This is a genomic window from Methylobacterium sp. Leaf104, from assembly GCF_001422885.1.
In the GTDB taxonomy this organism is placed as follows: Bacteria; Pseudomonadota; Alphaproteobacteria; order Rhizobiales; family Beijerinckiaceae; genus Methylobacterium.
Window position 1 is genome coordinate 452,108 of sequence record NZ_LMMZ01000023.1, and the last position, 16,827, is coordinate 468,934.

Consider the following 16,827-nt stretch of genomic DNA (forward strand, 5'->3'; position numbering starts at 1 on the left):
GGTCCGTCGAGGCGCGAGGTCGGTCGGGGCGGGATCAGGCCGAGGCGCGGACCGGGGGAGCGTCCCTCAGCAGCGCTTGCGCGATCTCCTGCCCGCGAACCACCAGGATGGAAAGCAGGGTGTCGCTCAGGCCGTGGCTCTCCTCGCTGAAACCCTGCAGGTAGATGGCCGGCTCGAAGCCGGGCCGGGTCCGCAGGCGGTAATCGCGATCGACGCCCCCGTCCGCGAGGTAGGGCTCCAGGGCCGGCATCAGGGACTGGACCCGGTCGCGCCGATAGCCGGTGGCCAGGATCACCGCGTCGTAGCGGTCGCGGCGCCGGGCGCCCGTGGCCTCGTCGACGAGGTCGAGCGCGACCTGCGGGCCGTGGTCGGTCACCGCCTCCACGCGGGTCCGCCGGTGCAGGGCGTGCCGGGCCGTGCCCACGACCTTCTGCTGGTAGAGGATCTCGTAGATCCGGGTCAGGAGGTCCCCGTCGATCACCGAGTAGTTGGTGCCGCGGAATTCCTCGATCAGCGCGCTGCGGCCCGAATCGGGCTGGCCGTAGACGAAGTCGGTGAAGTCGGGATTGAAGATCTCGTTGACGAAGGGGCTGTCGTCGGCGGGCTTCAGGGCCTGGCCGCGGAAGATCAGGTCGACCTGCGCGCCCGGCAGCCGGCTCTGGAGGTCGAGGAACAGCTCGGCGGCGGTCTGGCCGGCGCCGATCACGGCGATGCGCGGCGAGGGGCCGGCGAGGGGGAGCGCCTCGATGCTCCGAAGGTAGCCGGAGGAATGGAACACGCGCGGATTGCCCTGAGAGCCCGTGAAGGCCTCCGGGATGCGCGGCTCGCCGCCCGTGGCGAGGACGACGGCCCGGGTCCGGCGACGGCGCTCGCGCCCGGCGCCGTCCATCGAGCGCACGACGAGGTGGCGCACCGTCTCGCCCGTCCGCTCCGGCTCCACCGCCAGGACGGTCTCGCCGTAGTCGCACCGGTCGGCGAAGTGGGACGCCACCCAGCGCAGGTAGTCGTTGAACTCGATCCGGCTCGGATAGAACGACTTGCGGTTGATGTAGTCGGTCAGCCGGCCGTGCACGTGGAGGTAATTGATGAAGCTGAACGGGCTCGTCGGGTCGCGCAGGGTGACGAGATCCTTCAGGAACGAGATCTGCATGCCGCTGTCGGGCAGCAGCATGCCCCCGTGCCAGAGAAACTCGGGCTGGCGCTCCAGGTAGCGCACCCGGGCGGGACGCCCGCTCCGGCGGCCGGCCTCGTCGAGGGCGATGGCGAGGGCGAGGTTCGACGGGCCGAAGCCGATCCCGATCACGTCCTGCACGGCGCCGCCCGGTCCCTCACCGCCGAAGGTGAAGGCCTCCGCCTCGGGGACCGGGCTTCGAAGGCCCAGGGCGGCGCCGGACTGATAGCCTTCTGTCATGCGGCGGCTCCCAGCGCGCGGTCTGCGATTATCGCGTCGTCCCCGCGCGCGGGCTGCGCCTGCGGCAGGTTCGGCGCCCACAGCCGCTCGCCGAAGAAGCGCTCGCGCAGCAGCATCACCAGGGCGGCGCGCTTGTGCGGGAAGTCGAAGGTCTTGATGCGGGCGAAGCCCGAGCGTTCGAGGTTGCGCAGTTGCTGGACGTGATCGGCCCGGGGCTCGCCGACGATCCGGTCGGTGCGCGCATCGTCGAGGAAGAGGGCGTGCATCAGCGAGGGCAGCCAGGCGGAGACGTAGGGCCGGCCACGGAACCGGTCCTCGCCCACCAGCACGTGCCAGCCGCGATCGTAGTCGCGCACCTCGTAGAACGGCGCGAGGCGGTTCTCCTTGGCCCAGTACACCTCGAAATAGCCGAACGGTTCGTCGCCGAAGCTGCCGATCAGGGGGAGCATGTGCGGATCGGCGATGAGGCCGGCGAGGTAGGCCTCGTGCTTGGCGCGGGGACCCGCCTCCGCCCAGACCGCGTCGACGCGCGGGTCGTTCATCCAGCGGTGCAGCCGATCGACGTCGTCGAGGGTCGCCGCCCGGAACGCAACCGACTGTCCGAGCCAGGGGACGAAGCGCCGATAGAGGAGTCCCGTGGGCTTGGGCGCCCGCAGGGGATGGCGCCGCCCCTCGGTCATCACCGGCATGGCGGGGAAGTCCCGGCGCGACGGGTCCGCGAGCCAGGGCTCGGGACGCTGCCAGAGCAGGGCGGCATGGACCGCGAGCGCGTCCCCGTCACCCACCGCGAGGCCCGCGGCGCGCAGGGCCGGCAGCAGGGCCGGCATGAGATCCGCGGCGCCCGCGAGGTCCAGACCGATCCGGTCCTGGTCCGGATGGGCCGCCGAGACGGCCTCGAACGCGGCCATCAGGGCGGGCAGCGCGGTTGCGGCGTCCAGGCCCTCCCCATCCTCGAAGGTCAGGCGGACGGGGCCGGTCCCGGACAGCCGCAGGCGCAGGGCCACGCGGTCGTCCGCCACGACGCTGAGCTGTTCGCCGGCCTGGTGGACGATCCGGGGGCGGCCGGCCGCCTCTCCGGCGCGAAAGGGCATGGGGGTTCGCAACATCGGCCTCGCCTTCGCTGGCAGGTCTGCACGGCTGACAGGTCTGCACGCCGGCAGGTTCTCCGCTGTCAGGCGCGGACCGCCCCCGATCGCGCCGGGGACGCAGCACCTGTTGCCCACAAGGACGCCGGGGCGCCGCCGCGATTTAGGCCCGGCCCGAACTTTTTTCGCGGCGTCGGACTAAATTCGCGGCGGCCCTCACCGTCCTGCCTAGCGAGACCGCAGCGTTCCGGGAGCAGGCCCATGGCCATCGACGACAGCGAAGCGACGTTCCTCGTCGTCCTCAACCACGAGGCGCAATACTCCATCTGGCCGTCCTTCCGGCCGGTGCCGCAGGGCTGGGCCGCCACCGGATATTCAGGGACCCGGGCCGACTGCCTCGCCCATATCGACACGGTCTGGACCGACATGCGACCGGCCTCGCTGCGGCGCGCCCTCGACGGGGACGCGCCGGCGCCCCGGACCTGAGCCCGCCGCCGCTCCCCAGCCCCGCATGTCGTCAGGAGATCCGATGACCGTCGTCGTCCCGCGCGCTCCGATCACGGTGGCGCCCGCCCGCGATTTCGTCCGCCACCTGCGCGGGCTGGCCGAGGCCCATGGCCCGGTCGCGGCCCTGCATTTCCTCGACGATCCGGCCTCAGGCGAGATCACGGTGAGCTACGCGGACCTCGACCGGCGCGTCCGGGCCGTCGCCGCCCGGCTCCAGGGCCATGCGCTGCCGGGCGACCGGGTCGCCCTGATGCTGGAGACGGGCCTCGACTACGTGGCGGCCTTCTTCGGCTGCCTCTATGCCGGCCTGATCGCGGTGCCGGCCTTCCCGCCCGAGGCGCGCCGGGCCCAGCATCAGGCGCGCCTGTCGGCGATCCTGACGGATTCCGAGCCGGCGGTGATCCTGGTCCACCGGGAGGCCGGCGACATCGTCCGGGCCATGCCGGGGGCCGGCGTTGCCGTGGTCTTAGGCGTCGAGGACATCGCAACGGCGGAGGCCGAGGACTGGCGCGAGCGTCTGCCGGAGCCGGACGGGATCGCCTTCCTGCAATACACTTCCGGGTCCACGGCCTCGCCCAAGGGCGTCGTGGTCAGCCACGCCAACCTGATGGCGAACGAGCGCGCGATCCGCGACGGCCTCGGCTTCCGCGCGGACGACGTGCTGGTGAGCTGGCTGCCGCTCTACCACGACATGGGCCTGATCGGCGGGCTGCTGCAGCCGATCCATGCCGGCGTCCCGGCGGTGCTGATGTCGCCCAAGCACTTCCTGGGGCGTCCCGCCCGCTGGCCGGAGGCGATCCACCGCCATCGCGGCACGGTGAGCGGCGGACCCGACTTCGCCTTCCGGCTCTGCCACGACCGCGTCGACGACGACGCCCTGGCGCGCCTCGACCTGTCCTCCTGGCAGGTGGCCTTCTCGGGCTCCGAGATGGTGCGTGCCGCGACCATGGCGGATTTCGCCGCGCGCTTCGCCCCCGCCGGCTTCGACCCGCGCGCGCTCATGCCCTGCTACGGCCTCGCCGAGGCGACCCTGTTCGTCTCGGCGGGCCGGCGCGGCGCCGGCCTGCGCAGCCTCGATCTCGATCCCGGGAGCCTGGCCCGGGGCGAGGCGCGGGAGACGGGGAGCGGGGCGGCGAGCCGCCTCGTCGAGTGCGGCATGTCGCCGGAGGACCATCCGGTCCGGATCGCCGACCCGGCCGGGGCCTTCCTGCCGGAGGGCGTCGTCGGCGAGGTCCGCGTCTCCGGTCCCAGCCTCGCCCAGGGCTATTGGCGCAACCCGGCGGCGAGCGCCGAGACCTTCCCGGAGGTCGAGGGCCGGCGCTGGCTGCGTACCGGCGACCTCGGCTTCCTGACGGCGGGGCGGCTCGTCCTGGTGGGACGGGCCAAGGACCTCATCATCCTGCGCGGGCAGAACGTCTATCCGCAGGACGTCGAGCGGGTGGTCGAGGCGGAGGTCGACATCCTGCGCCAGGGCCGGATCGCCGCCTTCGGCCTGGAACGCGAGGGCCGCGAGGGCATCGGCGTCGCCGTGGAAGTCTCGCGCAGCGTCCAGAAGCTGGTGCGGCCCGAGGCGCTGGCGGCCCTGGTCTCGGAAGCCGTGGCCGACGCCTTCCTGGAGACCGCCCGCGTCGTCGTGCTCCTCAATCCGGGCGGCCTGCCGCGCACCTCCAGCGGCAAGATCCAGCGCGGGGCCACCCGCGAGGGCTGGCGGGCGGGCAGCCTCGATGCCTACGCGGTGATCGAGGATGGCCGGCCGGCCGGGGCGCGGGACCGGCAATCCGCGGCGCTCGCGCCCACCGAGGCGCTGGTGGCCGGGCTGTTCGCCCGGGTCCTCGGGCGGACGGAGCAGGATCGCGACAGCCACTTCTTCGCCCAGGGGGGCGACTCCCTCAGCGCGATCCGCCTCCTGACCGAGATCCACGCCGCGACCGGCCTGTCGCTGCCCGCCGCGACCCTGTTCGCCCATCCGCGCCTCGGCGCCCTCGCGCAGGCCCTGGACCGCCTGCGCGAGACCGGCGCCGCCCAGGCCGCGATCCCGCGCGCGGATCGCTCGGGCGCGCTTCCGCTCTCGCCCGGCCAGGACCGCCTGTGGTTCGAGGCCGCCTACGGTGACGGCCCCGGCCACCACATCGCCGGCGGCCTGCGCCTCGACGGCCCCCTGGACCGTGCGGCCCTCGAAACCACTCTGTCCGCGCTGACGGGGCGCCACGAGGCGTTCCGCACGCGGCTGCGCCAGCGCCCGGACGGGCGGGCGGATGCCGTGATCGATCCCGTGGCCGCATCGCCCGACCTGCCCGAAACGGACCTGTCGGGGCTCGACGAGCGGGCGCGCGAGGAAGCCCTGGAGGCGCTCATCCATGCCGAGGCGGAGGCTCCCTTCGCCCTCGATGGCGGCGCTCTCTCCCGGTTCCGGCTGGTGCACTGCGCCCCCGAGGCGCACGTGCTTCTCGTCACGATGCACCACATCGTCTCCGACGGCTGGTCGATGCGGGTGATCCTGCGCGAATGGCCGGCCCTCTACGCGGCGGCCCGCGCGGGCCGGGCGGATCCCCTCGAGCCCCTGCCGATCCAGCCCGTCGACGTCGCGGCCTGGCAGCGCGACCCGGCCCGGGAAGCGGCGCGCGCCGAGGACCTCGCCTGGTGGCGCGCGCGCCTGGATGGGACGGAGCCGGATCTCGCTCTGAGCGACCGTGCCCGTCCCACCGAGACGGCGTCCTCCGGCCGGCTCGCCTTCCGGATCGATCCGGCCCTCGGCCGCGGCGTGGCGGATTTCGCGCGCGCCACCGGCACCTCGCCCTTCGCCGTGCTGACCGCCGCCTTCGCGCTGGTCCTGGGCCGCTTCGCGGGCACGCGCGCCCTGCGCCTCGCCCTGCCGGTGGCCGGGCGCCAGCGCCCGGAGACGGAGGGCCTGGTCGGCCTCTTCGTGAACACCCTGGTCATCCCGGTCGCGATCGAGCCGATCGGCGACGGGCGCGGCCTCGTCGCCCGGGTCTGGTCCGTACTGGCCGAGGCGCAGGCCCATGCGGAGCTGCCGTTCGAGCGCCTGGTGGAGGCCCTGCAGCCGCAGCGCCTGCCCGGCCGCGCCCCCCTGGCGCAGGTCATGATCAGCCAGCAGCCAGCCGGACTCGGCGCCCTCGGGGAGGCGGGTGGCCTCAGCCTGACGGCTTTCGGGCGGGATACCGGCGATCCGGCCTTCGACCTCGTCCTGGAAGTCGCGGAGAACGCGGAGGCGCCCGCCTGCACCTTCGCCTATCGCACCGTGCTGTTCGACCCCGGCGCGGTCGCGCGGATCCGCGACGGTTTCCTGGGACTTCTGGCTGCGCTGGTGGCGGAGCCGGCGCGGCGGGTGGACCTCCTGCCGCTGGTCCCGGAACGGACCCGCCTGGTGCCCTCGACGATCCGGTTGGTCCACTGGTCCTCGATGCCGATGACCACCACGGCGGCGACGTTCGGGTTCTGGCAGGTCCGCAGGGCTTCGCGCTGCCCCTCTCGCAATCCGACCTGGCNATCATGTCCATCGGACTGCACCAAGGGGCGCATAGGCCGCGACCTGTTCCAGCAGGAGACCCTGGAGCGGATCCGCGACGGTTTCCTGGGACTTCTGGCTGCGCTGGTGGCGGAGCCGGCGCGGCGGGTGGACCTCCTGCCGCTGGTCCCGGAACGGACCCGCCTCGCGCTGTCGGCCCCCTATCCCGGACCGCTGCCCCTGGCCGACGACCTCCTGCCCGGCCTGATCGCGAAGGCCGCCGCCGCACGCCCCGACGCGCCCGCCGTGATCTGCGGCGAGACCACCACCACCTTCGCCGCCCTCGACGCCAGCGCCAACCGCCTCGCCCACGCCCTCGTCCGGCACGGCGTCCGGGCCGAGACCCGCGTCGCCGTCGCCCTGCCGCGCTCCGCCCGCCAGATCGCCGCCTTCCTCGCAATCCTGCGCGCCGGCGGCGCCTTCCTGCCCCTCGATCCCGGCCTGCCCCCCGCCCGGATCGCCGCCCTCCTGGCCGATGCCCGACCGCGCCTCGTCCTCGGCGACGCCGACACCCTCGCCCGCCTCGCCACCGTCCCGGGCCCGCCCGGGACCCTCGACCGCGACGCCCTCGATCACCAAGCCCTCGACCTCGATCTCGACGCCCTCGACCTCTCCCGCGAGCCCGCCACCGCCCCCGCCGTGCCCCTGCACCCGGACCAGCTCGCCTACGTCATCCACACCTCCGGCTCCACCGGCCGGCCCAAGGGCGTCGCCGTCGCCCACGGACCCCTGGCTCGAAGGGTGGTTCGAGACCCNCTCTCCCGCGAGCCCGCCACCGCCCCCGCCGTGCCCCTGCACCCGGACCAGCTCGCCTACGTCATCCACACCTCCGGCTCCACCGGCCGGCCCAAGGGCGTCGCCGTCGCCCACGGACCCCTGGCCGCCCATCTGCGCGCCACCGGCGCCCTCTACGAGACCGGACCCGACACCCGCGAACTCCACGTCCTCTCCATGAGCTTCGACGGCGCCCACGAGCGCTGGATGGTGCCCCTCGCCTTCGGCGSCTGCCTCGTCCTCAAGCCCGACGGCCTCTGGACCCCGCGCGAGGCCCTCGACGCCATGGAGCGCCACCGCGTCAGCCATGCGGGCTTTCCCACCGCCTACATGCACGCCCTGGCCCGCGAGGCCGCCGCCGGACCCGCCCCCAGCCCGCGCTCCTACGCCTTCGGCGGCGAGGCCCTCTCGCGCGAGAGCTTCGGGCTCATCGCRCGGGCCTTGCGCCCGCGCTTCCTCGTCAACGGCTACGGCCCCACCGAGACGGTGATCTCGCCCCTGGCCTGGAAGACCGACGGACGGGCCGGCGTCGAGGACGCCTACGCGCCGATCGGCCGGGCGGTCGGCCCGCGCCGCGCCCTGRTCCTCGACGCSGCCCTGGAGCCGGTGCCGGTGGGGGTGACGGGCGAGCTCTACCTCGCCGGCGMYTGCCTGGCGCGGGGCTATCTCGGACAGCCCGGCCAGACGGCGGCCCGCTTCCTGCCCGACCCCTACGGGGCGCCCGGGGCRCGGCTCTACCGCACSGGCGAYCTCGCCCGCTGGCGGGCGGACGGGACGGTGGCGTATCTCGGGCGRGCGGACGCGCAGGTGAAGCTGCGCGGCTTCCGGATCGARCTCGGCGAGGTCGAGGCGGCCCTGCTCGCCCAGGAGACGGTGGCGGGCGCCGCCGCCGCCCTGCGGGACGGGCCGGCGGGTCCGCGCCTGGTGGGCTACGTGGTGGCGGCCCCCGGGGCGGCGCCGGCGGAGGSGCCCTTGCGGGCGGCCCTRGCGCGGCGGCTGCCGGATTACCTGGTGCCGGGCCGGATCGTGGTGCTGGCCGCCCTGCCGCTGACGCCGGGGGGCAAGCTCGACCGGGCGGCCCTGCCGGCGCCCGCCGACCTCCCGGCCGAGGCGGCCYCGGCCCGCCCGCTCAGCGAGACCGAGGCCGTCGTCGCGCGCATCTGGGCCGAGGCCCTCGGCCTCACAACCATCCACCCCGATCAGAACTTCTTCGAGGCCGGCGNCGGCCCGCCCGCTCAGCGAGACCGAGGCCGTCGTCGCGCGCATCTGGGCCGAGGCCCTCGGCCTCACAACCATCCACCCCGATCAGAACTTCTTCGAGGCCGGCGCGCATTCCCTCACGGCCCTGCGGGTGCTGACCGCCCTGGGAACGGCCTTTCCGGGCCGCGCGCCCACCATCGCGGACCTGTTCAACAACCAGACCGTGGCGACCCTGGCGGCGGCGCTCAGCGCCGACGCGGTCGGCACGCCCCAGGTGGTGCACCTCTCACGCACCGGGACCCGCCCGATGCTCTACTGCTTCCCAGGCCTGATGGTGAACACCCGCGAATACGCGCCCCTGGTGCGCCGCCTCGGGCCGGACCAGCCGGTGACCGGCTTCGTGTGCTACTCGCTCACCGAGGCCCGCAAGAGCGTGGTCTCGGTGGAGGACATCGCCGCGCGCTACGCGGAGACCATCCGGGCGGAGTGCGCGGGCAGGCCCTGCACCCTGCTCGGCTGGTCCTGGGGCGGGGTGCTCGCCTACGAGGCCGCCCGGATGCTGGGCTCGGACGTGGACCTGACCTTCGTCGGCATGCTCGATGTCTGCGACATCGACGTGAACTTCGCGGTCGGCGCCCTGCCGCGTCTGTCGCCGGAGGCGCGCAGCGCCCGGCAGGCGCAGGTCGCCCTCTGGCTCGAGCGCTCGCCGATGCGGGCCGACTGGGAGGACCTGTTCCGGCGCATGGACGAGGGCCTGACGGCGCAGTTCCTCGCCTACGTCGCCGCCTCCGGCCCGCTGCCCGCCGACGGGCCGGGCCTCGGCAGCAAGGAATTCGAGCTCTGGACCTTCGTGGACAACACGCTGCTGTACCGGGGATACCGAGCCGCGGCCTTCGATGTCCCGATCCGGGTCTGGCTCGCCGGGGAATCGCTCGCGCGGGGGCTCAACCACGTGGATTGGAGCCGCTACTCCCGGCACGTGCTCAGCCGCGATGTCATTCCCGGCGTCACCCACCGGGAAATCGTCGATTCGGCCGACTTCCACGCCAGTTTCGCGGCCCGCCTGGACGCGGGCCGGGCCTGAGGAGCGCTCAGGATTCGTCGAAGACCTCCAGGACAGGGCTCGCCGCCACCGTGAAGCCGAGGCGCCGGTAGAGGCGCTCGACCGGGCCTTCGCCGACGCATTGCAGGAACACCGTCCCGGCGCCGGTCTCCGCCGCGCAGCGGAGGGCGGCCCGCGTCGCCTGGGCGCCGAGACCCCGGCCCTGGCGGGACGCGCGAGTGCCGACATTGTACAGGCCCGCCAGGGGGCCGGCCCGGTAGAGCGAAGCGCAGGCCACCGGCACGCCCGCCTCGCTCAGGGTGAGGTGCCGGGTCTCGACCCCCGGCACTGCCCGCGCCGCGGCCAGGAGCGGCACGAAGACCGCCTGCGCCACGGCGTTGAACGCGGGCTCCGCGTAGAGGTCGCCGCAGACCGAGAGGAAGGCGTCGCCGGGGGCGGGGGCCGTCTCCACCGTCAGGTCGATTCCCTCCGGCGGGGCGGCCTCCGACGCATCGGAGCCCCGCACCATCCACCGGGTCGGGTAGCGGGCGAGGCAGGCCGGCTCCGCATCCGGATCGGCCGGCGCCTCGTCGTCGAGGGCGAGGCGCGCGGGCCGGCGTCCGTGCCGGCGGGCCATGGCCGCCATCCAGCCGAGATCCCGCGTGCCGATGGCCAGATTGAAGCCCGGCTCGGGCAGGGCGGACCAGACGTAGCACCCGCCGGCGGGGGCCGGCTCGACGCCGGCCACGTAGCATCCCGCCTGCATCCGCAGATGCGCGTTAAGCAGCGTCGTGAAGTCCGTTTCGGGCCGAAACTCGGTTCGAACCATGGATTCCGCCTCTCGCGTCGCTTCGCCAGGGAGCACAGGGGCAAGACGATTCCTGTCCGCCGATTGTATCATAGATAGCAACTGCAGAAGACTATTGCCCATCGACAGGGTATTTTTGAATTGGAACTCTTCTAATTCCAGATATCATTTTCAAGTACAAGCTTGAATTCGTCAGCGATATGCCGACATAGCCTCGCTTGTGAAATCGACGATCGCGGATAACGCGGGCCCGGGCGCCGAGCCCGCTCCGTTTCCGAAGGATCGTCGCGGCCATCACGATGAGGAAGGCTGTCGATGACACAGACCCGGGCTCCCGTGCCCCCGCAGGGCTCCTCCCCCGCCATCGCCACCCTGCTCGCCGCTCTGGTGCGCGAGCAGGCCACCCTGGTGGACGTCGCCGCCCGCATCCTGCGTGACCGCGCCACCGCGGAGGACGTGGTGCAGGACGTCGTCCTCAAGCTGTGCGAGGCTTCGGTCTGTCCCGAGGTCGCGGCGCCCGCGCCGTACCTGCGCCGCATCGTCCGCAATGCCGCGATCGATTGCGCCCGCCGCCATCTGCGCGAGCGCTGCCGCCTGGCGCCGGACGCCGAGGCGGATGCCGTGCCGGCGCCCTGCACCTGCCCGCAGGCGCACATGGAGCGCTGCGAGGCGCTCCGCGCCGTCCTGGCCGCCCTGGCGGAAACGCCCGAGCGCACCCGACGGGTCTTCCTCGCCCACCGCATCGACGGCGTGCCCCAGAACGTGCTGGCCCGGGAAGCCGGCATCTCGCCGACGCTGGTGAACTTCATGATCCGGGACGGCACCGCCCTGTGCCGGGCCGCGGCGGCGTGAGGCTGGATCAGGTCCGGCGCGGATCGGCGTCAGCGATCCGGCAAAGATCTCTTCAGACGAGACGAAGAACAGAGACCGCTTCGTGAATGAACAATACCTGCGACATTCTAATTAGAACGATTACAAAACAAGCATCTCTGTTGTTTCCGCATCGCCCATCCTTTAGGGCTGGCCGATCTGAGACATCGCTCGATCGGCTCGAATTGCACATCCGCGCGTACGGGGAGACCATCCTGTGACATTGCTGGCGGCCGAGGCCCAGGTCCATCTCGCCGATGCCGAGCGGCACGTGGCGCATCTCTGCGAGCATTTCGAGGAGCACGACTTCCTCGTCGAGGCCGCGCCCGGGCGTGCCCGGATCGCCTTCGACATCGGGACCGGTAGCCTGGAGATCGACCGGGATCGCCTCACCCTGCGGGCCGAGGCCGACGACACCACCCGGCTCGCCGCCATCAAGTTCATGCTCGCCCAGCACCTGCAGGAGCTGCCGGGTGCGGCGGAGGCCAGGCTGATCTGGACCGGGGACGGCTGCGCGGACACCACCCTGCCGAGCCTGCGCGAGGTCCGGGTCCGGCGGATCGAGGATCTGACCCCGCACCTGCGCCGCATCACCTTCGGGGGCCAGGATCTCGCCCGCTACGACGCGCCGGACATGCACATCCACCTGCTGATCCCGCCCGAGGGCCAGCCGCCGGTCTGGCCGGTGCCGGGCGCCAACGGGATCCCGGTCTGGCCGGAGGGGCCGTCCGCGCCGGCTATGCGCACCTACACCGTCCGTCGGGTCGATGCGGCGGCCGGCGAGATCGCGGTGGACTTCGTCCTGCACGATGCGCCCGGTCCGGGGGCGGCCTTCGCCGCGCGGGCCCGCTTCGGCGACGTCGTCGGGTTGCTGGGGCCGGGCGGCCGGGGCGTCGCGCAGGCGGACTGGTATCTGCTGGCCGGCGACGAGACGGCGCTGCCGGCCATCGCCCGCATCCTCGAGCGCCTCTCCCCGGAGGCCACCGGCGTCGCGGTGATCGAGGTCGGCGAGGTGGCCGACGAACTGGACCTGGCGCATCCGGAGGGAATCGCCCTGCACTGGCTGCACCGGACGGGCGCACCGGCGGGATCCACGCTCCGGTTGGCCGAGGCCGTGAAGGCGGTTCCGATTCCGCAGGACCGCAGCGTCTTCGCCTGGGCCGGCACCGAGTTCGAGACCTTCAAGGCCCTGCGCGCCCATTGGCGCAAGACCTGCGGCCTGCCCCGCGACCGGCACCTCGCGGTGGCCTATTGGCGGCGCGGGCACAGCGAGGACGCGGACGCGTAGGGACCCGCGATGGCCGCCTTCGGCTTCCTCGACGTCGCGCCCCTGCGCGCGAGCCCGGGCTTCCGGCTGCTCTACGCGGCGCGGGCCGCCTCCTTCCTGGCCTTCGGGGTGCTCGGCGTCGCCGTCAGCCTGCAGACCTACGCGCTCACGGACTCGTCCCTTCAGGTGGCGCTGCTGAACGCCGCCGTGGCGGGGCCGATGGCCCTGTCGCTGATGGTCGGCGGCTGGCTCGCCGACCGCTTCGACCGGCGCACCGTGATGGTGTGGTCCCGGACCGCGCACCTGGCCGCGATCCTGATCCTGATGGGCAACGCGGCCCTGGCCGAGCCGGGAATCCTGCCGATCTTCGCGGCCGCCGTGGTGGGCGGGGCGACCTTCGGCTTCGGCATGCCGGCCCTGATGGCCGCGACCCCGGCCCTGGTCGGGCGCGAGCACCTCGCCGGGGCGGCCGCTCTCACCGCCGTGGCGGCTCAGGCCGGCGCCATCGCGGGGCCGTTCCTCGCCGGGGCGATCACAGCGCGGATGGGCCTGGTCGCCTGCTACGGACTGGTGGCGCTGGCCTCGGGCCTGACGCCGATCCTGCTCGCTCGGCTGCCGCGCCTGCCGCCGGCGCGCGGCGAGCCCGGCGGCGACGCGCCGTCGGATCGGACGGGCGGCCTCCGGTTCCTGCTGCGCTCGCCCCTGGTCCTCAATCTCCTGCTCATCGACCTCGTCGCCCTGGTCTTCGCGGTGCCCTACGTGCTCCTGCCCGAACTCGCCGCCCGCGCCTTTCGCGGCGACGCCGACAGCCTCGGCCTCCTCTACACCGCGCCCGCTTTGGGCGCCCTGATCGGCGCCCTCGGCTCCGGCCGTGCCGGGGCGAGCCCCTGGGCGGGACGCTGGCTGCTCGCCTGCGTGGCGGTCTGGGCCGGAGCCTGCCTCGCCCTCGGCCTCGTCGGCGGCCTCGTCCCGGCCCTCCTCGTCCTCGCCATCCTGGGGGCCGCCGCGAGCCTGGCCGGCATCCTGCGCGCCGCCCTGATCCAGCGCGCCACGCCGGACGCGATGCTCGGCCGGGTCTCGGGCCTCTGGGTGCTGGAGGAGACCCTCGGCCCGGCGCTCGGTGGCATGCAGATGGGCACCAGCGCGCATCTCGCCTCCGCACGCCTCGCCCTGGTGACGGGCGGAGGGCTCTGCCTCGCAGCGACGGCCGGTTTCGCGGCCCTCATCCCCAGCCTCCGGCGCGCGAGCCTCGCGCCCGAGAAGCGCCCCGAGACCGGCCATGCCGGGCTGGTTCCGGCCGATGCGCGCTGAAACCCGTCGCCGGATCGTCCTCGGATGGATTCTCGTCCTCCTCGCCGCGTCGCTGCCGGCGCGGGGGGAACCTCCGGGACCACGCGTCGCCGCCCTCGACTGGGGCGCGGTGGAACTGCTGCTCGGCCTCGGCGTCGTGCCCGTCGGCGTGACCCAGCCGAAGGGCTACAACCGCACCGTCGTGGCGCCCGCCCTGCCGCCGGGCGTCACCGATCTCGGCCTCGTCGTGGAGCCCAATCTCGAGGTCCTGGCCCGGCTGAAGCCCGACCTCATCCTGGGCAACCCCCTCCAGGTGGCCAGCCAGGGCGATTCCCTCCGCCGGATCGCGCCGACCGAGGCGGTCTCGATCTACGCCCAGGCCGGCACGCCCTACGCCCAGGCCCGGGCCGAAACCCGGCGCATCGCCGCGCTGATCGGGCGCGAGTCCGCCGCCGAGGCCCTGGAGACGCGCACCGAGGCGCTGCTGGAAACCCTCGCGGCGGAGGCCTGCCCCGGCGACCGGCGACCGGTCTTCCTCGTCTGGATCGTCGATCACCGCAACGTGGTGGTCTACGGCCGCAACAGCCTGTTCCAGACGGTGCTCGACCGGCTCGGCCTCGCCAATGCCTGGACCGGGGCGACCAACGCCTACGGCTTTGCCGCCCTCGGCATCGAGCAACTCGCCGCAGGTCCGCCCGACGCCCGCATCGTCCATATCGGCCCGATCCGCTCGGATGCCGCCCGCGCCCTGGCGTCGAGCCGGCTTTGGCAGACGCTCCCGGCGGTCCGCGATCACCGGGTCACCGTGCTGCCGCCGGTCTGGTTCTACGGCGGATTGCCGGCGATCGCGCGCTTCGCCGGTCTGATGGCGGACCGGCAACGGGAGACCTGTCCGCGTGGCTGAGGCGCGGGCCATCGCGGGCGCCCCCGCGCGCCGCCCCTCCGGCACGGCGCTGCTCATCGGGGCCGTGTGCCTCGCGGCCGCGCTCCTCACCCTGCGCAGCCTCACGGCGGACCTGCCCCTGGCGCGGGCCCTGTCCGCCCTGTGGACCCCGGACTGGACCGACATCCACCAGGTCATCCTGCACGAGAGCCTCGCCCCCCGCCTCGCCACCGCCTGGCTCGCCGGCGCGGCGCTCGCCCTGTCCGGGACCGTGCTGCAGCAGGTCCTGCGCAATCCCCTGGCCTCGCCCTCGACCCTCGGGATCTCGGCCGGCGCGCAGCTCGCCCTGGCGCTCGCCTCGCTGTTCGCCCCCAGCCTGTTCGCGAATGGGCGCGAGGCGGTGGCGCTCGCGGGAGCCGGTCTCGCGGCGCTCGCGGTCTTCGCCCTCGGCCGGAACCGGGGCTTCGCGCCCCTCGGGCTGCTGCTCGCCGGGCTCGTGGTCGAGCTCGCCTGCGGGGCGATCCAGACCCTCCTGGTCATCCTGCACCAGGAGCGCCTGTTCGGGCTGTTCGTCTGGGGTGCCGGGTCGCTGGCCATGAACGACTGGTCGGCCCCGGCCTACCTCGCGCCGCGCCTCGCGGTCGCCGCCGGGCTCGTGGCCCTGATGGTCCGGCCGCTCGCGCTCCTCGACCTCGACGAGACCAACGCGCGCAGCCTCGGGCTCGGCCTCGGGCCGGCCCGCCTCGGCGCCCTGGTGATCGCGGTGGCGCTCGCCGGCTTCGTGGTGAGTGGCGTCGGCGTGATCGGCTTCGTCGGCTTCGCCGCGCCGATCCTGGTGCGGCTGACCGGCACCCGGCGCCTGCGCGACCGCCTGATCGCCGCGCCGCTGCTGGGGGGCGCCCTGCTCTGGCTCACCGATGCGGTGGTGCTGGCCCTCGGCCCCCTGGTCTCGCTGCCGACCGGCGCCTTCGCGGCGCTCCTCGGCGTGCCGCTGCTGCTCTGGCTGCTGCCGCGCCTGCGCGGGGTCGGAAGTCTGCACCACGCCACCGAGGCGACGGCGCGCGCGCCGAGGCCCTGGCGCCGCATCGCCGCCTGGGGCGCGCTGTTGGCGCTCCTGTCCGTCGGCGCCCTGGTGCTCGGCCGGCAGGAGGGCGGCTGGGTCGTCAGCCTCGGCGATGGCTTCGCCGAGGTGATGCCCTGGCGCTGGCCGCGCGTCGTCGCCTCGCTGGCCGCGGGCGCGACCCTGGCACTGGCCGGCGCCCTGGTCCAGCGCCTCACCGGCAACCCCCTCGCGAGCCCGGAGGTCCTCGGCGTGAGCGCGGGAGCGGCCTTCGGACTGATCGTCGTCAGCCTGCTCGTCGCCCTGCCGGACCGGGCGATGCTCCTCGGCGCGGGCGGCGCCGGCGCCGTGGTCTCCCTCCTGGCGATCCTGGCGCTCGGCCGGCGGGCCGCCCTCGCACCGGAACAGATGCTGCTCGCCGGCATCGCCCTGACCACGGGCTTCGGCGCGCTCCTCACCATCCTGATGATCAGCGGCGATCCGGCGGTGGTGATGCTGCGGGCCTGGACGGCGGGTTCCACCGCGCGGGTGGCGCCCGACGATGCCGTCGCGGCCCTGGCGCTCCTCGGGATCGGGGCGGCCTGCCTGCCCCCGGTGGTGCGGTGGCTCGACCTGATGCCGCTGGGGGACTCCACCGGGCAGGCCCTCGGCCTGAGTCTGGGGGGAAGCCGCCTCGCCATCCTGACGCTGGCGGCCCTGCTCACGGCGGCCGGAACCCTCGTCGCCGGTCCCCTGAGCTTCGTCGGTCTCGTGGCGCCGCAGGTGGCGCGGCTCGCCGGCCTGGCGCGGGCCGCGCCCCATCTCGCGGGCTCCGCCCTCGCCGGCGCGCTGATCATGGTGGCGGCGGATTTCGTCGGCCGGATGGCGTTCTTCCCCGACCAGCTTCCGGCCGGCCTCGTCGCGGCCCTGGTGGGCGCGCCTTTCATGATGTGGCTGCTGGCCCGACGGTAAGTCTTCGAGTTTTTACTTATTCCAAAGTGTTGATGTGTTGAATCAACAACGCCATATTGAAATATGTGAAACGGTCGCACAGTCAGCTTGATCAATAGCCTCCCGCATGCGCACCTCGTCGTCGCAAGATAAGTTCGCCTGCTTAGAATAACT

11 protein-coding genes and 2 pseudogenes are annotated in these 16,827 nt (G+C 73.8%); 10 read left to right on the forward strand and 3 right to left on the reverse strand.

Annotated elements, in window-relative coordinates; all coding sequences use genetic code 11:
* Positions 1 to 34: 34 nt before the first annotated feature.
* Positions 35 to 1,411, reverse strand: coding sequence for a lysine N(6)-hydroxylase/L-ornithine N(5)-oxygenase family protein (locus ASF49_RS14650; protein WP_056474022.1), 1,377 nt, complete (start codon positions 1,409 to 1,411; stop codon positions 35 to 37).
* Positions 1,408 to 2,502 (reverse strand): GNAT family N-acetyltransferase, encoded by a 1,095-nt coding sequence (locus ASF49_RS14655; protein ID WP_056474025.1) that lies wholly within the window; start codon positions 2,500 to 2,502, stop codon positions 1,408 to 1,410. The genes ASF49_RS14650 and ASF49_RS14655 overlap by 4 nt, the downstream gene beginning before the upstream one ends.
* A gap of 255 nt (positions 2,503 to 2,757) precedes the next feature.
* Between ASF49_RS14655 and ASF49_RS14660 the strand changes: the two genes are divergently transcribed.
* From ASF49_RS14660 to ASF49_RS24320, 5 genes and pseudogenes are all read left to right on the forward strand, one after another.
* Positions 2,758 to 2,982, forward strand: coding sequence for an MbtH family protein (locus ASF49_RS14660; protein WP_055955600.1), 225 nt, complete (start codon positions 2,758 to 2,760; stop codon positions 2,980 to 2,982).
* Between the two features lie 43 nt (positions 2,983 to 3,025).
* A pseudogene (locus tag ASF49_RS23755) lies at positions 3,026 to 6,322 on the forward strand (condensation domain-containing protein); the annotation flags it as partial.
* Positions 6,323 to 6,775: 453 nt separating this feature from the next.
* A partial coding sequence (locus ASF49_RS24525) for an AMP-binding protein (protein WP_244472832.1) occupies positions 6,776 to 7,284 on the forward strand: 509 nt, incomplete at its 3' end.
* A 1-nt stretch (position 7,285) separates the two neighbouring features.
* A pseudogene (locus tag ASF49_RS24530) lies at positions 7,286 to 8,525 on the forward strand (AMP-binding protein); the annotation flags it as partial.
* 72 nt (positions 8,526 to 8,597) lie between these two features.
* Positions 8,598 to 9,587, forward strand: coding sequence for a thioesterase domain-containing protein (locus tag ASF49_RS24320; protein ID WP_244472833.1), 990 nt, complete (start codon positions 8,598 to 8,600; stop codon positions 9,585 to 9,587).
* 7 nt (positions 9,588 to 9,594) lie between these two features.
* On the opposite strand, the gene ASF49_RS14670 is transcribed toward ASF49_RS24320, so the two are convergent.
* Positions 9,595 to 10,374, reverse strand: coding sequence for a GNAT family N-acetyltransferase (locus tag ASF49_RS14670; RefSeq protein WP_056474031.1), 780 nt, complete (start codon positions 10,372 to 10,374; stop codon positions 9,595 to 9,597).
* Positions 10,375 to 10,668: 294 nt separating this feature from the next.
* Between ASF49_RS14670 and ASF49_RS14675 the strand changes: the two genes are divergently transcribed.
* The 5 genes from ASF49_RS14675 (at position 10,669) to fhuB (ending at position 16,674) form a co-directional block, all read left to right on the forward strand.
* Complete coding sequence (locus ASF49_RS14675; protein WP_056474034.1) at positions 10,669 to 11,205, forward strand: sigma-70 family RNA polymerase sigma factor; 537 nt, start codon at positions 10,669 to 10,671, stop codon at positions 11,203 to 11,205.
* Positions 11,206 to 11,440: 235 nt separating this feature from the next.
* Positions 11,441 to 12,511 (forward strand): siderophore-interacting protein, encoded by a 1,071-nt coding sequence (locus tag ASF49_RS14680; protein WP_243214420.1) that lies wholly within the window; start codon positions 11,441 to 11,443, stop codon positions 12,509 to 12,511.
* 9 nt (positions 12,512 to 12,520) lie between these two features.
* Positions 12,521 to 13,801 carry an MFS transporter gene (locus ASF49_RS14685; RefSeq protein WP_056474038.1) on the forward strand — a complete coding sequence of 427 codons (1,281 nt, stop codon included), beginning with the start codon at positions 12,521 to 12,523 and terminating at the stop codon, positions 13,799 to 13,801.
* Positions 13,791 to 14,684: an ABC transporter substrate-binding protein gene (locus ASF49_RS14690; RefSeq protein WP_056474451.1), complete on the forward strand. Its 894-nt coding sequence runs from the start codon at positions 13,791 to 13,793 to the stop codon at positions 14,682 to 14,684. The genes ASF49_RS14685 and ASF49_RS14690 overlap by 11 nt, the downstream gene beginning before the upstream one ends.
* Positions 14,677 to 16,674 (forward strand): Fe(3+)-hydroxamate ABC transporter permease FhuB, encoded by a 1,998-nt coding sequence (fhuB, locus tag ASF49_RS14695; RefSeq protein ID WP_056474041.1) that lies wholly within the window; start codon positions 14,677 to 14,679, stop codon positions 16,672 to 16,674. The genes ASF49_RS14690 and fhuB overlap by 8 nt, the downstream gene beginning before the upstream one ends.
* Positions 16,675 to 16,827: the final 153 nt, after the last annotated feature.

Excerpts from the sequence above, each read along its gene's own strand:
- ASF49_RS14650 (WP_056474022.1), bottom strand. The coding sequence starts at position 1,411 with ATGACAGAAGGCTATCAGTCCGGCGCCGCCCTGGGCCTTCGAAGCCCG.
- ASF49_RS14655 (WP_056474025.1), bottom strand. The coding sequence starts at position 2,502 with ATGCCCTTTCGCGCCGGAGAGGCGGCCGGCCGCCCCCGGATCGTCCAC.
- ASF49_RS14660 (WP_055955600.1), top strand. The coding sequence starts at position 2,758 with ATGGCCATCGACGACAGCGAAGCGACGTTCCTCGTCGTCCTCAACCAC.
- ASF49_RS14670 (WP_056474031.1), bottom strand. The coding sequence starts at position 10,374 with ATGGTTCGAACCGAGTTTCGGCCCGAAACGGACTTCACGACGCTGCTT.
- ASF49_RS14675 (WP_056474034.1), top strand. The coding sequence starts at position 10,669 with ATGACACAGACCCGGGCTCCCGTGCCCCCGCAGGGCTCCTCCCCCGCC.
- ASF49_RS14685 (WP_056474038.1), top strand. The coding sequence starts at position 12,521 with ATGGCCGCCTTCGGCTTCCTCGACGTCGCGCCCCTGCGCGCGAGCCCG.
- ASF49_RS14690 (WP_056474451.1), top strand. The coding sequence starts at position 13,791 with ATGCGCGCTGAAACCCGTCGCCGGATCGTCCTCGGATGGATTCTCGTC.